Source organism: Pedobacter sp. SL55 (assembly GCF_026625705.1).
Taxonomy (GTDB): domain Bacteria; phylum Bacteroidota; class Bacteroidia; order Sphingobacteriales; family Sphingobacteriaceae; genus Pedobacter.
This window is the reverse complement of the sequence record NZ_CP113059.1, coordinates 145,586-161,321: the sequence shown is the minus strand read 5'-3', so window position 1 is coordinate 161,321 and position 15,736 is coordinate 145,586. Positions and strand designations below refer to the sequence as shown.

Below are 15,736 nucleotides of genomic sequence, written 5' to 3'. Positions count from 1 at the left end.
GAGTTGGTAGAGCATTTCAAGAAGCCAAAAAACCAAAAAACTGAAAAACCAAAAAACTAATAGTTATCTTTGCGCTTTAAAATCGTTAAAAAATGATGAATTTTGTAGAAGAATTACGTTGGAGAGGCATGTTGCACGATATTATGCCCGATACTGAGCAGAAATTGAATGAAGGCATGTGTGCTGGTTATATAGGTTTTGATCCAACGGCTGATTCTTTGCATGTAGGACATCTTACCCAAATCATGACTTTGATCCATTTTCAAAGAGCAGGGCACAAACCTGTAGCTTTGGTTGGTGGTGCAACGGGCATGGTGGGAGATCCGTCTGGGAAATCTGACGAACGTAACCTGCAAACCGAAGAAATGGTTGCTCATAACCTTGCCGGGATGAAAAAGCAGCTGGCTAAATTCCTTAATTTTGAAGAAGGAGGCAATGGTGCTATGATGGTAAACAATGCCGATTGGTTTAAGGATTTTAATTTTCTAGATTTTATTCGTGAAGTTGGTAAGCACATTACAGTGAACTACATGATGGCTAAAGACAGTGTGAAGAAGCGTTTGGAAGGAGATAATGGCATGTCGTTTACTGAGTTTAGCTATCAGTTGGTGCAGGGTTACGATTTTTATTATTTGTGGAAACACCATAACTGCATTTTGCAAATGGGCGGCTCTGACCAATGGGGTAATATTGTTACCGGAACCGAGTTGATTAGAAGAAAAGACCGCGGCACAGCTTATGCCTTAACTACACAGCTTATTAAAAAAGCAGATGGAACTAAATTTGGTAAAACCGAAAGTGGGGCAATTTGGTTAGATCCGGCCAAAACTTCGCCTTACAAATACTACCAGTTTTGGTTAAATTCTTCGGATAGTGATGTAAAAGCTTGGATTAGAATCTTTACCTTAAAAGGTAAAGAAGAAATAGAGGCTTTAGAAAAACAACACGATGAAGCACCTCACTTGCGTATCTTGCAAAAAGCCTTGGCAGAAGACATTACAGTTAGAACGCACTCTGCTGATGCATTAGAAACCGCAATCAAAACATCGGAGTTTTTGTTTGGCAATGGTTCGTTAGCGTTTTTAAACGGATTGAGCGCTGCAGAAATATTAGATATTTTTGAAGGTATTCCTCAGTTTAAAATATCAAAAGCTGATTTGGCTGCAGGTATTGATGCGCCTACTTTGCTGGCAGAAAAAACTTCGGTTTTTCCATCAAAAGGAGAGGTTAAGAAAACCGTACAAGGTGGCGGTTTAAGTATCAACAAAAATAAAATAACTGATTTGAATACTACTTTTTCAGCTTCTGATTTGATAAACGAAGAATTTTTAGTAGTTCAAAAAGGAAAGAAAAACTACTTCTTAATCATAGCAGAATAAGAATTTACGGTTTAATAGGAAATGCCGCAATTGAATTGTGGCATTTTTTTTGATATTTCAGACAAAATGCATATATTTGAATATAATTGTCTGATATGAAAAAGAAAGTAGAAGATTTGTCTAAATTAGAAGAACCTGCTGTGGCTTATGGTTTGGCTGTAAGTTATAGCCCTCTAAACCTAATTATTGGAGGCAAGGATGTTGTTTCTCCTTCAGATTTTGATTTGGTAAGTGTGGCTCGAAAGGGTATCTCCAAACGTAATTTATTGTTACTGGCTAAAAAACTATATTTAACCATAGAGGAAATCTCAGATATATTGCACATTAGCGAGCGCACTTTACAACGTTACGAACCTAGCACTTTAGTTAAAACCGAACACGCAGATAGGGCCATTGAGTTGGCAAAACTTTACGAGCGGGGGGCAAGCGTTTTGGGATCTTACGAAGCTTTTAACAGGTGGTTGCGTCATACTAACTACGCTTTGAAAAATCAGGTGCCATTAACCCTGCTTGATACCAGTATTGGTTTTACATTAGTTTTAGATGTTTTAGGGAGGATAGAACACGGAGTTTTTAACTGATATGTTTTTGTATCGTATTTCTTCGCCGCAATATGCTGGCGATTTAAGTGGCAATGGTGCTAAGCTTTATGGTGGTAGGTGGAATGAAAAAGGAACAGCGGTAGTTTATCTTGCCTCAACTAGGGCTATGGCGATGATGGAACTATTGGTTCATTTAAGGCCTGATGATTTAGACCGCCCGTTTACAATTACGGTTTTTGAAGTGCCAGACGATAAAGTTTTTAAAGTAGATATTGAGTTATTGCCTACAGATTGGGCAGCCGAAGAGAGGAAGCCTGAGCTTGCAAAATGGTGCGCAAAATTTGTAGAAGATGGAAATTATTTATTAATGGAAGTTCCTTCGGTTTTGATACCGGAAGAAAGTAACTATCTCTTAAATCCTAGGCATGTAGATGCAGCAAAAGTTAAACTGATTTCGCAGCGTGAGTTTTCGTTTGATCATAGATTGAAAAACTAGTTTATTGCACCAGTAAATTACAACCTCTAATATCGGCATTGTCAAACCTGCCCATAATCTCAAATTGGTTTTCTGCGTGAATTTTGCCCAAATCTTGTGTGGCTATAAACGAACATGAATAGATGTTAGCCAAATCAATGACGTTGATGCCGCCCGTTGTGTGTTCTTCGGATAAGATAGTTAAGGGGTCAGAAGTATCTCGTAATAAGATTTTCATCCAAGGTGGACATTCGAAAATACCATTTCCTTTAGAGTAACCTTGAGAAAGGAGTTCGGTCATTCCGTACTCGCTATGGATGTGCATAACACCGAAAGCTTGACAAAGCAATTGATGAAGTTCGGCACGCACCATTTCTTTTCTCTTGCCTTTCATTCCACCCGTTTCCATCACAATGAGTTCGGGAAAATCAATTTGGTGCTGCTCGGTAAAATCTAGCAAGGCATAGGTAACTCCAATTAAAATGGTTTTTTGCTTGGCTAATTTTAGTTCTTGTAAAGTTTGGTAAAGCTCTTGGTGGTTATGCAGAAAGTAGCCACTTTTAGCATGTGTACTCTGTTTTAACAAATCATCAACCATGTAAATTAAAGAAGAACCATCGCGTTCTAGATAGGATGGAAGCAGAGCTAAAATGCAATAATCATCCGCCTTGCCATAGAATAGTTCAAACGCTTTGTTGTAACTTTCTTCGTAAATAGAAAGGTTTTGCACCAAATGCTTGCTGGTAATTTGGCCAGTGGTGCCAGAACTCCTAAAAGTAATTTCTACGGGATTGTTTCCAGTAACAACAGTATGTGATTTGAAAAAACTAATCGGAAGAAACGGAATATCTCTGTAGTCTTTAACTCCTGCTATATCTACTTTTAAATGAGAAATGTATTCGCGATAAATAGAATTATTAACGGCTTGGAAACGAAAAACCTCTAAAGCAGCTTTGTTAAATTCCGCTTCGGTTTGGATAGAAAAAAAATGCCCTGCGTTGATGTTCACAGGGCAAAAGTACGATTTTTAAAACATTAAGCTTTGGCTTTAGATCTAATCGTTGCTTTTCTGAAATGGTAACCACAATAACCGCTAATACCTGCAGCTAAACCACCAATTAAGGCAGTTACTGCTACAATTGCTGGCCATACTTTTAGACCAAACATTTCTGCAACACGACTGGCTAGTAAATGGTTGTTCGGAACGCTTTTGTATAAAGCCATGCCAATCCAGAGGATGGCGATAGCCAAAAATGGTTGCCAAAAAGAAATTTTACCAGTTTTTCCGATAATGCCGCAAGTGGCAAAAGAAACTACAATAATTGTCCACCAAGGGAAGAAAGTTTGCAGTACAAAAGAAAGAATAAGTATAACGATGAAGACCATTGCCTATTTTTTTGAGATTTTATAATGTGAGATAATTTTTCCTCCCTTATCATCCGGAGATTGCATGAAGAACAAATCGTATAGTTTACCTTCTGCCCAAGTGTCAATCATGTTGTCGTAAAACGCACTACCAGGGTTTCCAGATTGACCGCCTGGATAAACGCCATGGCCTTTTGGTGTTTTACCTAATTCAATTACCATTCGCCAAGAAGGACCATTGCTTTCTGATAATGCATTGACCGTACTTTTAGAACCACCAATTAACAGCTTTTTGGAACCAAAACCTGGTATTTTGGCTAGATGAGGCACATTAGAATTTTTAAAGTTGCCCCATTGCCATTCTTCGCCAATTGGGCCGTATTTCCTTTCTAAACTATCACAAGCATATTTAAAAGAAGAATTAACTAGATCTGCCAGTGTTTCTTTTTTGGAAGTTTTTACATTGTCGAACCAAGTTGAGTTGGGATCTTTTTGTATCAGTTCTATTGTTCTGTCTCTCGATGGATAGCGCATTGGCACATCTTTATCGCCAAAATCATCCTCCCAAATTTCTGTAGCCAATCTTTTAGTCCACAGATCAAAAACGCTGGCGGCAATAGATTTGGCGTCGAAGTATTTATTCCACTTTGTGATTAAGTTATACGACTCTTTTTGAGTGGCGTTTAACGATGCATTATTGATTAAGGGTTGTATGTAAGGCAAAAGATTTTCGGCAACAATGCTGTAAGAATCCATCTGCAAGTTTCGCATACTATCGGCCGTGATGTTTTTCATCACAGCTAGCCTATCGTTAATACGTTTTCCTCTTTCGTAGGGAGAAAACTCCCAATTGATATAATAAGGGTAAGTTGGATCTGTTGAAGATTGATTGGCCGAGCTTACAAAATTACGAGGCGGATTTTTAACCGTTGGATTTTGCGATGCCGGAATCCAACCCTGCCAATCGTTACTAGGGTCGGTTCCATCTAAAATAAATTTGCCTTGATTTTTCCATTTCAAAGGGAATTTCCCATTTGGTGTAATGGCAATATCGTTTTGGTTACTGGCAAAGATGAAGTTTTGTGCGGGTGCCGTAAAATAGGGTAAAGCTTTACGGTAATCATCATAGGTTTTAGCTCTGTTCATCAAATAAAAAGTTTTCAATTCATTTGATTTATCATGGGCTATCCACCTTAAGGCATGGCCCGTTGGTATATTATTGGCTCTACTGTAGTTTGGTTTTTGGAAATAAACAATTGGGCCGTGGTGGGTGTAGTAAACCGTGTCAACAATATCTTTACCACCTTTTATTTTAATGGTTTCGTATCTAGGTTTGGTTGCATTCCATTGGTTGTTGTACCAATATTCTTGGTGTTTATCATCCTTAAATTTGATTTGATAGAAATCTAACACATCTGCTGCTACGTTGGTTACACCCCAAGCCACGTTCTGGTTAAAACCAATGATTACCCCCGGAGCGCCGGGAAGCGAAACACCATAAGTGTTAATGCCAGGAGCGTGCAATTGGATTTGGTACCAGATAGATGGAAGCGATAAATCTAAATGTGGATCGTTTGCCAAAACGGGAAAGCCCGATGCAGTTTTGATACCCGATACTGCCCAATTATTACTGCCAATGCCCTCTACTTTTTGTTTGGTAGCATTTTCGGTGCTCATCATTTCGGTAAAAGATTTTGGCGTAGGCGGAATTGGTAGCGGTTTGAAATCCCATTTGGTGCCAACCGGAATTATCGGGTCTTCTTTAAAAGGATAGTCTGGAAATAGATCTTTGGTAATTTCTGGTCCATATTTGTTTAAAATGTTGGTCATGTAGAACTCATCAGAACCCATTGCCAAAACTGCCGACATTTGCTTAAGCAGCAATGCGCATTTAATAGGTGTCCAAGGTTCGGGTTTAAAGTTTAATAACTTATATTCTACCGGAAGTTTGCGTTTATCTAATGATTTAATGTAGTCGTTAATACCTTGTGTATAAGCTAACAGCATTTCTCTCGATTGAGGATCTGCCATCATGCCCTGTAGTGAGTTTTCGGCACCGTACATCATGCCCATTCTGCGTTGGTACTTATCAACCTCAATTGCTTTTGCACCAACTACCTCTGATATTCTGCCAGCTGCAAACCGGGTTTGGAAATCCATTTGCCATAGGCGATGCATAGCCGTTACATAACCCTGTGCATAATAAACATCATGGTCATTTTGTGCAAATACGTGAGGTATCATGCGGTCGTCAAATAAAATTTCAATTTTATCGTGAGCATTTTTTAGCACCAGCCTTTTATGCTTAGATGGTGTTAACCTTTCTGCATTTTGCCAAAACCCGGTAAAAGGGTTTAAAAATTTTGCTATGGGAGGAAGATCGCCAAATTTAGTATTTAGCATGTATCCTAATAAGATAGGAATTACAATACATAGTAGTTTTAACTCTGTTCATTTGGTGTAAGCTTTTTTTGGTTTGTTCTTCTTGTAGTGAAACGAAAAGACAAGATGCAATTTAATTATAAATAACAATTAAGCTGAAACTAATTTTATTTTTTGCAAAATACTATGCTTGCATAAAATTTAATTTGTAAGTTTTAAAAAATGTACTAAGTTTATGTTAAAATAAACAAATATAAACTACAGAGATATGAACAAAACAATTACTAAAATCATCCTTATGGTTTGCGTTTTGCTGTGGACTGGGTTCATGGCCATTGCACAAAGCATTGTGGTTAGCGGTACCGTTAAAGACAAGCTAACCAACGAGCCCATTCCGGGAGTAAGTGTTACGGTAAAAGGAAAAACTGTTGGGTCGTCTACAGATCAAAATGGTAAATTTTCTTTCACTACTACCGAAAAACCTCCATTTACGCTTTCTGTTACATTTGTTGGTTACACAACTGTTGAAAGGCAGGTAACAGGCGCTGCAAATAACCTAAGCTTCGAATTAGAATCTGGTGCAATTTTAGGGCAGGAGGTTGTAGTTTCGGCGTCGAGAACGCCAGAGCGCATCTTAGAATCGTGCGGTAACTATTGAGCGCTTAGGACAAGCACAAATTAAAGAAGCTGCGGCACCATCGTTTTACGATGCCATCCAAAATATCAAAGGGGTAGAAATGAGTACGCAAAGTTTAACCTTTCGCTCGTACAATACTCGTGGTTTTAATGCCAATGGCAACGTTCGTTTTAACCAGTTAATTGATGGAATGGATAACCAAGCGCCTGGCTTAAATTTCTCTGTAGGTAATATTGTAGGTATTACCGAATTAGACGTGGATAATGTGGAGTTACTACCGGGCGCTTCATCGGCATTGTATGGTGCGGGTGGTATCAGTGGTACTTTGTTGATGACTTCTAAAGATCCATTCAAATATCAAGGCGTAAGTTTTCAATTGAAAACTGGTTTAAATCACGTGAACGATAACAACACCTCGGCGCAAGAATTTAAGCAGTTTGATATGCGTGTGGCTAAGTCTTGGAATAACAAATTTGGCGCTAAATTCGCTTTCTCTTTCTTGCAAGCAACGGATTGGTTTGGTACAAATTACTCTAACTTTGATAGAACTGCTAATGCACCAAAAGACGGTACTCGTCAATCAGATCCTAATTATGATGGTGTAAACATATATGGCGATGAAGTTAGTCAAAACATGAGGGGTGTAAATGCAAATGTTGAAGCCGCTACTAGGCAAGCGCTACTAACCGCTTCAGGAGGTGCTTTTAATGCGCAGAATGTGCTTAATAATTTGCCTGTCGGAACTCCGTATCCTAATTATATCACTTTCATTAATTCTAATGTTCCAGCTGCGCTACGTTCAACAGTAATTAATCAATACCTACCTTTTTATTATGCACAACGAAATCCAGGAGTTCTTCCTAATCAAAATGTATCCAGAACAGGTTATAATGAGATTGACTTAGTAGATTATGGTACTAAATCCTTAAAAATGTCTGGTGGTTTGTACTACAATTTGAGTAACACGGTGCAGTTAACTGCGCAAGCCAACTGGGGTACAGGTACATCTGTTTATACCGGTTCAGATCGTTACTCTTTACGTAATTTTAATATTGGGCTATACAAGTTAGAATTAAAAGGCGAAGATTTTTATATCAGAGGCTACACCACCCAAGAACGTTCTGGAGATTCTTACATTTCGTCTATCTTAGGTAGTTATATTAACGAGAAAAGTAAGTCGTCGCAAGCTTGGTTTCCACAATATGTAGGTACTTATATTGGCGCCAGACTTAATCCAGCAGTTACCGATGCACAAGCGCATGCAGCTGCTCGCCAAGCGGCAGATATGGGTAGAATACAGCCTGGCTCTGCACAATTTAGTAACGCTGCAGACCAAATCCGTAATACTTATATCAGCCAAACTAATATGGCAGCAGGCGTATATGGAGCTAAGTTCAATGATAAATCAAATCTTTATCATTACGAAGGTATGTACAACCTTTCTAAATTGTTTAATAATGCAGTGGAGTTTCAAGTGGGTGCATCTGCACGTAGATTTGACTTGAATTCTGGTGGAACTATCTTTGATGATTTGAATAGAGAAATTGACATTGATGAATATGCCGCTTTTGGACAATTGGGTAAAAAGTTTGGCGAAGCATTTAAGTTAACTGTGGCTGGTCGTTTTGATAAGAGCCAGAACTTTGATGGTCGTTTTACCCCTCGTGTAACCGGTGTTTGGACGGTAGCTAAAAATTCAAATATCCGTGCCTCTTTCCAAACAGGTTTCCGTAACCCAACTACACAAAACCAATACATAGACTTGTCTGTGGGCGGTGGTACACAACGTTTAATAGGAGGTATACCTGAGTTTTTAAACAAATACAATTTACAGGGCAACAGGCCATATACCGAAGCAAGTTACAGAGCTTATATGGCTGCCTTAATTGCAGGCCAACCTACTACTGGTATTTTAAAAGAATACACATTTGATCCAAGAGGTGTACGCCCAGAGAGCGTGACCGCTTACGAATTAGGCTATAAAGGTTTGTTAGGGTCTAACTTCTTAATAGATGTGTATGGCTTCTATAATCAATATAAAAACTTCATTACTGCCGTAAACGTACATCAATTAAATGGTACCGCATTTACTAGATTTGGCGTGCCTGTAAATGCTACTGGCAATGTTACTACTTACGGTGGTGCGTTTGGTTTAGATTACGTTAGAGGTAAATATACTTTCTCTGGTAACGTATCTTACAACAAACTGAATGATTTGCCTACAGATTACAACAACGATTTCAATACACCAGAAGTGCGTTACAACTTGGGTATTAGCAACCGTGAAGTGTTCAAAAACGTTGGTTTTAATGTGAATTACCGTTGGCAAGATAAATTTACTTGGTTCTCTTCTTTTGCAGGCGGCGAAGTGCCAGCATTTGGAACTGTAGATGCTCAAGTGAATTTGAAAGTTCCTTCAGTAAACTCAGTGGTTAAAATTGGTGGTTCAAACATCTTGAACAAATACTACATCACTTCTTATGGTAACCCAGAAGTAGGGGCTATGTATTATGTTTCATTGGCGTTTAACCCATAGGCCAAACTTTGTCAATCTTTAAAGATTCACAAAGTTAATAAACAACAAGGCCCCAAGAAATTTCTCAGGGCCTTGTTGTTTATTGCGGATTGCGCTGTGATTTGACAAATCTAAAATCGTAATTCGTCAATCTTAAGATTACTTGTACATTTCGTCTCTTAATGCAGCTACGTCTTTATTATTGATGTACTCATCGTAAGTCATCAATTTATCGATCATACCTTTTGGCGTAATCTCGATGATGCGGTTAGCTACTGACTCTGTTAAAGCATGATCTCGTGAGGTAAACAACATTGTGCCTTTAAAATCTTTCATGCCGTTGTTTAATGCCGTAATCGATTCCAAATCCAAGTGGTTGGTTGGTTCATCAAACATTAAGAAATTAGCCTGTTGCAACATCATTCTTGAGAACATACAACGCATTTTCTCGCCTCCAGAAAGTACTTTAACGTTTTTCATTACTTCCTCGCCAGAGAACAACATTCTACCTAAGAAACTACGCACAAATTGCTCGTCGGCATCAGTACCAGAATATTCACGTAACCAGTCTACCAAGTTTTCATCTTTATTGGCGAAAAACTCGGTATTATCGTTAGGGATATCGGCTATGCTAATGGTTACGCCAAATTTAAACTCGCCAGTATAATCTTTGTCGTTACCGTTTAAGATTTCGTAGAAAGCGGCAGTTGCTAGACTATTTTGCGAAAGTACCGCAATTTTATCGCCCTTGTTAACCATAAAGCTGATGTCTTTGAACATTACTTCCCCATTAACGGTTTTGCCTAATTTTTCTACTTGTAAGATTTGATCTCCAGCTTCGCGGGCACCATTGTTGTTGAACATGATGGCTGGATATTTACGGCTTGATGCTTTAATTTCAGAAATATCGATTTTATCTAAAGCTTTTTTACGTGAAGTTGCCTGCTTAGATTTAGAAGCATTGGCGCTGAACCTGCGGATAAATTCCTGCAACTCTTTTACCTTATCTTCTAGTTTTTTATTCTGATCAGAACGTTGTTTTAATGCCAACTGAGAACTCTCGTACCAAAAACTGTAGTTACCCGTGTAGATGCTCATTTTGCTGAAATCGATATCCACAATGTGTGTACAAACCGCATCTAAAAAGTGCCTATCGTGACTAACCACCAATACAATGTTTTGATAATCGGCCAAGAAATTTTCTAGCCAAGCAATGGTGTCAATGTCCAAATCGTTGGTAGGCTCATCCAGCAATAAAATATCAGGATTACCAAATAAAGCTTGTGCCAATAATACACGTACCTTTTGGTTACCATCTAATTCTTTCAATAATTTATGATGAAATTCTTCTTTGATACCCAAGTTGCTTAACATGGTAGCAGCGTTGCTTTCCATATTCCAGCCATCCATTTCTGCAAAAAGATTTTCCAATTCTCCAGCACGCTCGCCATCTTTTTCAGAAAAATCTTCTTTCATGTAAATGGCGTCTTTTTCTTTCATGATGTCGTACAATTGCTTGTGGCCCATCATTACCGTTTCAATTACCGGAAACTCATCAAACTCATAGTGGTTTTGTTTAAGTACGGCCATGCGTTCGCCTGGTGTAAAAGCCACTGTACCGCTAGTTTGCTGCACATCGCCAGATAAAATCTTCATAAAAGTAGACTTACCTGCGCCATTTGCACCAATTACACCGTAGCAGTTGCCATGGGTAAATTTTAGGTTAACATCCTCAAAAAGTGTACGTTTTCCGTAACGTAGCGATAGGTTTGAAACTGAAATCATATTGCTAAAAATAAGCCGCAAAGGTAGGTAAAAAAGGTGGAAGCTGAAAGGTTTAAGGTAAAGCAAGCAGGGCAAACTCATTAAAATATTGTTGTCTTGCCAGACAGGCTTTCCACTTTTTTCAGTAGCTTTTATGTTTTTAACAGTCTTCTAGCTTGCTTCGCAGGTTTCTTGATAAAAAGTGGTGCAAACCCGAGCTTGCGAGCGCATGAATACCATTAAAAACATATTTACTAATGATTAAATCAAGGCTTGTATCTATTTTGGTAAAAATTCGTCGAACCACTCTCGAAAATAATTTAAGGTCTTACCCTGTACTTTGGCCATCATACGACTGAAAATTATTTTGTGCAATGCAATTTGAGTGGAACTACAGGTTGTTTCAACGATTTTTCCTCAAAATATCTACTAGGCCAATCCGTGCTTGGCTAAGGTTATACTATTATTTGAGTGACAACCTAGCATAATGCTTAATTTTAATGCATTTACCCTGATAAAGCAAGGCTTTTTGGTGGGGATTGGTGCGGTGGTTTGTGGTAGTTGTAGGCTAGGATTGGGATGGAGTTGGCCTAAAGATAGTGGACATCCTAAAACCATTAACTAAACAACAAACAAACCAACCAACTAATCAACAATTAATGTATTTTTGCGGTTATGAATTTTATTGTCGCTGGCGCAATTAAGGCCGTTAAAGAGTTATATGGGCAAGATATTGCCGAAAATGTAATCAACCTACAGGAAACACGTAAGGAATTTGAAGGGCAGGTAACTATTGTGGTATTCCCTTTTGTACGGTTTTCTAAAAGAACGCCTGAAGAGACAGCACATGATGTGGGTGCCTTTCTGCAACAACACGTGGATGAGGTAGAAGGCTTTAACGTAGTAAAAGGTTTCTTGAACCTCAGCATTGCAGAAAGTTATTGGGTTAATTTATTCAATGGCACTTTATTGCAGCCAGATTTTTTGGCCGTTAAGCCTCGTGGCGAAAAAGTGATGGTAGAATATTCATCTCCAAACACCAACAAGCCTTTGCATTTAGGGCACGTACGTAACAATCTTTTGGGTTACTCGGTATCTGAATTGCTAAAAGCCGATGGTTACGAGGTAATTAAAGTGAACCTGGTAAACGACAGAGGTATCCACATCTGTAAATCGATGTTGGCTTGGCAGAAATGGGGCGGTGGCGAAACACCTGAAAGTTCGGGTATTAAAGGCGACCACTTGGTAGGTAAATACTATGTGGTTTTTGATAAAGAATACAAAAAAGAAATAGAAGCCTTGGTTGCCAATGGGCAAACCGAGGACGAAGCAAAAAAGAATGCACCACTAATTAAGGAAGCACAACAGATGCTTTTAAAGTGGGAGCAAGGCGATGCTGAGGTAGTAGGTTTGTGGGAAAAAATGAACGGTTGGGTTTACGAGGGCTTTGATGTTACTTACAAAAAACTAGGCGTAGATTTCGATAAATACTACTACGAAAGCAATACTTATTTGCTTGGAAAAGATACCGTTGAAGAAGGTTTAGCTAAAGGTGTTTTCTTCAAAAAGGAAGATGGCTCGGTATGGATAGATTTAACTGCCGATGGTTTAGACCAGAAATTGGTTTTACGTGCCGATGGTACTTCGGTGTACATTACGCAAGATTTAGGTACTGCCCAAATGAAATACGATGATTTCGGGATGGACAAGTCGATTTACGTAGTGGGTAACGAGCAAGATTATCACTTTAAGGTGTTGTTCTTGATCTTGGAGAAACTAGGTAAAAGTTGGGCTAATGGTTTGTGTCATTTATCTTATGGGATGGTAGATTTACCTAGCGGGAAGATGAAAAGCCGCGAAGGTACTGTGGTAGATGCAGATGATCTAGTAAATGAAATGGTGGCCACCGCCAAGCAGAAAACCGAAGAATTAGGTAAAACCAACGATTTTTCGGAAGCTGATAAGAACGAATTGTATAGCACCATTGGTTTAGGAGCCTTAAAATATTTCTTACTGAAAGTAGAACCTAAAAAGCGACTGTTGTTTGATCCAGCTGAGTCTATCGATTTTCAAGGGAATACCGGTCCATTTATTCAATATACCCATGCTCGTATCAAATCTTTATTGAGCAGAGCTGACTATCAATTTGCAACAGCTGATTATTCGAATATTAAACTATCTCTTACAGAGTTGGAAATGATCATGTTGTTAGCTAAATATCCTAGCGAAATATCGGAGGCTGCAAAGGCTTACAGTCCGGCATTTATTGCTAATTATTTGTACGAAGTGGCAAAGTTGTTCAATAAGTTTTACCACGAAGTACCTCCAATTATTAAAGAGGAAGACGCTGCGGTTAAACAACATCGTTTGAACATCTGTAAAATAGCAGCCGATGTAATTAAATCTGGAATGAATATTTTAGGTATTCACGTGCCAGAGCGGATGTAGTTGATTAGCTAATTATCCAATCTGCTAATTAGCTAGTTGATGTATGCAAGAGCTTTTAACCTTTTTAAGTACGCACACTAACGAACTAGTGCTGCTTTGCCTTGCCGCTTTTGGAGCTGGTTTTATTGATGCCATTGTAGGTGGCGGTGGTTTGTTACAAACACCTGCAACGCTATTAATTTTACCAAATTATCCGGTAGCGAGTATTTTTGGAACGGTTAAAATACCCTCATTGTTAGGTACCACGGTAGCAGCGTACAAATATTCCAAGCAAGTAAAGTTTAACATCAAGGTTTTAAGTGCTTGTGTGTTTGCGGCGTTTTGTGCTTCGTTATTGGGCGCTTATTCGGTAAGCATGATCAATAATGCAGTCATCAAGCCCATTATTTTAGTGGTGCTTATTTTGGTAGCCATATATACCTATTTCAATAAGCAGTTTGGCATTCATCAGCATAAGGCACATTCTGTAAAAAAACAATTGTTATTAGCTGGCCTCTTTGGATTGATCATTGGTTTTTATGATGGATTAATTGGTCCTGGGACGGGTTCTTTTCTGATTTTAGTATTTATAGGTACGCTGGGGTTCGATTTTGTGGGTGCCAGTGCACATGCCAAAATCGTTAATATTGCAACCAATTTGGCTGCCTTAATTTATTTCAGTTCTACTGGTCACGTACTTTTCGAATACGCCATACCAATGGCAATTTTTAATGTGCTAGGTTCTTTCTTGGGTGCTAAGCTCGCATTGCTTAAAGGCAACAAGTTTATCCGAATTTTCTTCTTGATTGTTGTTTTTGGGACAATTTTAAGGTTTGCTTACGATGTGTTTTTGAAGTAAGGGGGCAGGGATCAGGGATCAGGTATAAGTTGCTAGTGGTTAGGTGTCAGTCTAAAGCCTAATACCTAATACCTTATACCTAGCACCTAACACCTAACCACTAACTTACTTCTTATCAATCACTCCAGATTTTGTTTTAATGCTTCCCTTTCTGCGGTAAATGGCAAAGCTCATAGGGCTTTTAGCTGGGCGTTCATCGCCAAACAAAACACCCCAATGTTTAAAGGCATCGCTTCTATCAAATATTACCTTTAGCACCGCAATAATTGGCATAGATAAGAACATACCCGAAATGCCTGCAATAGTGCCGCCAATAACCACGCCTAGTATGGAAATCAAAGCATTAATCTTGACTTTTGAGCCTACAATACGAGGCATTAAGATGTTATTATCGAAGAACTGAACCACAGCAATTACCAATAATACCGTAATTACTGGGCCTAACTCTGGCGATGAAGTTAGCGTAATGAGTACGCCTAAAATGTTGCCAATAAGTGCACCTACGTAAGGAATTAGGTTGAGTATAGCGAAGATTACACCAATAAGCAACGCATGTTTAATGCCGAATAACATTAAAATCCCACCCAATAAAATGGTCATGTAGGTAATTTGAATTAATAAGCCCACCAAGTAATTTTTAATAATTGCTTCTGCTTCATACGCAGCTTCTTTCACTTTAGGATGGTGTTCTGTTTTAAACCACATGAATACAAAACGTAGCAAAATATCCTTATAAAAAAGAATAAGGTAAATATAGATAGGAATTAGGCCTAAAAACACGAAAATGCCACTCAAGGTAACAGCGGCTCCGCTTGCGGCCTTGCCGGCCATGTTTAGCATATCGTCGCTTTTTTCGGTAATAAATTTCTTTTGTTTGCCAATAGAAAAATCAGTAAAACTACTGATCCATTCTTGTAGAGACTGGAGGTGCTTGGCTACATTCTCTTTAATTTGTGGGAAATCGTTAACTAAAACGCCTATTTGTGCCGAGAAGAACCAGATTACACCAGCTATAAAAATAAAAACCAACAAGATGGGAAGTATGATTGCTAATGCTTCGGGGAATTTATATTTCCGTAAGAAGCGATAAATAGGTAGCAATAGGATGGCGATAAAGAAGGCCATAATTACTGGCATAATGATATCGCTGGCAATGGCAAATATGCCTATGCAAAGGCACAAACCTAATAATTCGATGGAGCGTTTTACCGTTAGAGGAATTTCTTTCATAATATCAGATGGCAATTTTATTTTCTAACACTAAAGTAACTAAATTGTTTGATTAGGAGTGGGGTATTAGGTATGAGTTCACTTGTTCATTGGTTAACTGTGAAACTGGTTAATCGGTTAATTGCCTAATAACGTTGCTTGTGCAATTACTAACTGCGAGT

The 15,736-nt window shown here is 38.6% G+C and carries 13 protein-coding genes; 8 read left to right on the top strand and 5 right to left on the bottom strand.

The features are described 5' to 3' along the window. Positions 1 to 95 precede the first annotated feature (95 nt). The 3 genes from tyrS to OVA16_RS00690 all read left to right on the top strand — a co-directional run bounded on the left by tyrS (position 96) and on the right by OVA16_RS00690 (position 2,417). Positions 96 to 1,379 (top strand): tyrosine--tRNA ligase, encoded by a 1,284-nt coding sequence (tyrS, locus tag OVA16_RS00700; protein ID WP_267765310.1) that lies wholly within the window; start codon positions 96 to 98, stop codon positions 1,377 to 1,379. Positions 1,380 to 1,474: 95 nt separating this feature from the next. Next, positions 1,475 to 1,960 (top strand): antitoxin Xre/MbcA/ParS toxin-binding domain-containing protein, encoded by a 486-nt coding sequence (gene parS / locus OVA16_RS00695; protein ID WP_267763014.1) that lies wholly within the window; start codon positions 1,475 to 1,477, stop codon positions 1,958 to 1,960. A gap of 1 nt (position 1,961) precedes the next feature. Continuing rightward, positions 1,962 to 2,417 (top strand): RES family NAD+ phosphorylase, encoded by a 456-nt coding sequence (locus OVA16_RS00690; protein ID WP_267763012.1) that lies wholly within the window; start codon positions 1,962 to 1,964, stop codon positions 2,415 to 2,417. A 1-nt stretch (position 2,418) separates the two neighbouring features. Here OVA16_RS00690 and OVA16_RS00685 read toward each other — a convergent pair whose 3' ends face one another. Genes OVA16_RS00685 through OVA16_RS00675 form a run of 3 tightly spaced genes read right to left on the bottom strand, consistent with a single transcriptional unit; the run spans position 2,419 to position 6,164 of the window. Then, positions 2,419 to 3,405: an acyl transferase gene (locus OVA16_RS00685; RefSeq protein ID WP_267763011.1), complete on the bottom strand. Its 987-nt coding sequence runs from the start codon at positions 3,403 to 3,405 to the stop codon at positions 2,419 to 2,421. 26 nt (positions 3,406 to 3,431) lie between these two features. Further along, positions 3,432 to 3,782, bottom strand: a complete 351-nt coding sequence (locus OVA16_RS00680) for a hypothetical protein (protein ID WP_267763009.1) — start codon at positions 3,780 to 3,782, stop codon at positions 3,432 to 3,434. Positions 3,783 to 3,785: 3 nt separating this feature from the next. Then, positions 3,786 to 6,164: a penicillin acylase family protein gene (locus OVA16_RS00675; protein ID WP_267763007.1), complete on the bottom strand. Its 2,379-nt coding sequence runs from the start codon at positions 6,162 to 6,164 to the stop codon at positions 3,786 to 3,788. Between the two features lie 247 nt (positions 6,165 to 6,411). Between OVA16_RS00675 and OVA16_RS00670 the strand changes: the two genes are divergently transcribed. Further along, entirely contained in the window at positions 6,412 to 6,801 is a 390-nt protein-coding gene (locus tag OVA16_RS00670; protein ID WP_267763005.1) for a carboxypeptidase-like regulatory domain-containing protein, read from the top strand. Beyond that, positions 6,797 to 9,316: a TonB-dependent receptor domain-containing protein gene (locus OVA16_RS00665; protein ID WP_324288590.1), complete on the top strand. Its 2,520-nt coding sequence runs from the start codon at positions 6,797 to 6,799 to the stop codon at positions 9,314 to 9,316. The genes OVA16_RS00670 and OVA16_RS00665 overlap by 5 nt, the downstream gene beginning before the upstream one ends. A 138-nt stretch (positions 9,317 to 9,454) precedes the next feature. Here OVA16_RS00665 and OVA16_RS00660 read toward each other — a convergent pair whose 3' ends face one another. Beyond that, complete coding sequence (locus OVA16_RS00660) at positions 9,455 to 11,080, bottom strand: ABC-F family ATP-binding cassette domain-containing protein (RefSeq protein WP_267763004.1); 1,626 nt, start codon at positions 11,078 to 11,080, stop codon at positions 9,455 to 9,457. A gap of 466 nt (positions 11,081 to 11,546) precedes the next feature. On the opposite strand from OVA16_RS00660, the gene OVA16_RS00655 reads away from it, so the two are divergent. From OVA16_RS00655 to OVA16_RS00645, 3 genes are read left to right on the top strand one after another with little or no spacing between them, the layout of a single operon-like run. Further along, entirely contained in the window at positions 11,547 to 11,684 is a 138-nt protein-coding gene (locus OVA16_RS00655; protein ID WP_267763003.1) for a hypothetical protein, read from the top strand. 50 nt (positions 11,685 to 11,734) lie between these two features. Then, positions 11,735 to 13,507: an arginine--tRNA ligase gene (gene argS / locus OVA16_RS00650; RefSeq protein WP_267763002.1), complete on the top strand. Its 1,773-nt coding sequence runs from the start codon at positions 11,735 to 11,737 to the stop codon at positions 13,505 to 13,507. Positions 13,508 to 13,550: 43 nt separating this feature from the next. Next, positions 13,551 to 14,345, top strand: coding sequence for a sulfite exporter TauE/SafE family protein (locus tag OVA16_RS00645; RefSeq protein WP_267763001.1), 795 nt, complete (start codon positions 13,551 to 13,553; stop codon positions 14,343 to 14,345). Positions 14,346 to 14,450: 105 nt separating this feature from the next. Here the strand turns inward: OVA16_RS00645 and OVA16_RS00640 are convergent, their stop codons facing one another. Further along, positions 14,451 to 15,575, bottom strand: coding sequence for an AI-2E family transporter (locus OVA16_RS00640; protein ID WP_267762999.1), 1,125 nt, complete (start codon positions 15,573 to 15,575; stop codon positions 14,451 to 14,453). Positions 15,576 to 15,736: the final 161 nt, after the last annotated feature.

What these genes read in the sequence shown, in the direction of transcription:
- OVA16_RS00640 (WP_267762999.1), bottom strand. Translation starts at nt 15,575, where the DNA reads ATGAAAGAAATTCCTCTAACGGTAAAACGCTCCATCGAATTATTAGGT.
- parS (WP_267763014.1), top strand. Translation starts at nt 1,475, where the DNA reads ATGAAAAAGAAAGTAGAAGATTTGTCTAAATTAGAAGAACCTGCTGTG.
- OVA16_RS00670 (WP_267763005.1), top strand. Translation starts at nt 6,412, where the DNA reads ATGAACAAAACAATTACTAAAATCATCCTTATGGTTTGCGTTTTGCTG.
- OVA16_RS00660 (WP_267763004.1), bottom strand. Translation starts at nt 11,080, where the DNA reads ATGATTTCAGTTTCAAACCTATCGCTACGTTACGGAAAACGTACACTT.
- OVA16_RS00645 (WP_267763001.1), top strand. Translation starts at nt 13,551, where the DNA reads ATGCAAGAGCTTTTAACCTTTTTAAGTACGCACACTAACGAACTAGTG.
- argS (WP_267763002.1), top strand. Translation starts at nt 11,735, where the DNA reads ATGAATTTTATTGTCGCTGGCGCAATTAAGGCCGTTAAAGAGTTATAT.
- OVA16_RS00655 (WP_267763003.1), top strand. Translation starts at nt 11,547, where the DNA reads ATGCTTAATTTTAATGCATTTACCCTGATAAAGCAAGGCTTTTTGGTG.
- OVA16_RS00690 (WP_267763012.1), top strand. Translation starts at nt 1,962, where the DNA reads ATGTTTTTGTATCGTATTTCTTCGCCGCAATATGCTGGCGATTTAAGT.
- OVA16_RS00675 (WP_267763007.1), bottom strand. Translation starts at nt 6,164, where the DNA reads ATGCTAAATACTAAATTTGGCGATCTTCCTCCCATAGCAAAATTTTTA.
- OVA16_RS00680 (WP_267763009.1), bottom strand. Translation starts at nt 3,782, where the DNA reads ATGGTCTTCATCGTTATACTTATTCTTTCTTTTGTACTGCAAACTTTC.
- tyrS (WP_267765310.1), top strand. Translation starts at nt 96, where the DNA reads ATGAATTTTGTAGAAGAATTACGTTGGAGAGGCATGTTGCACGATATT.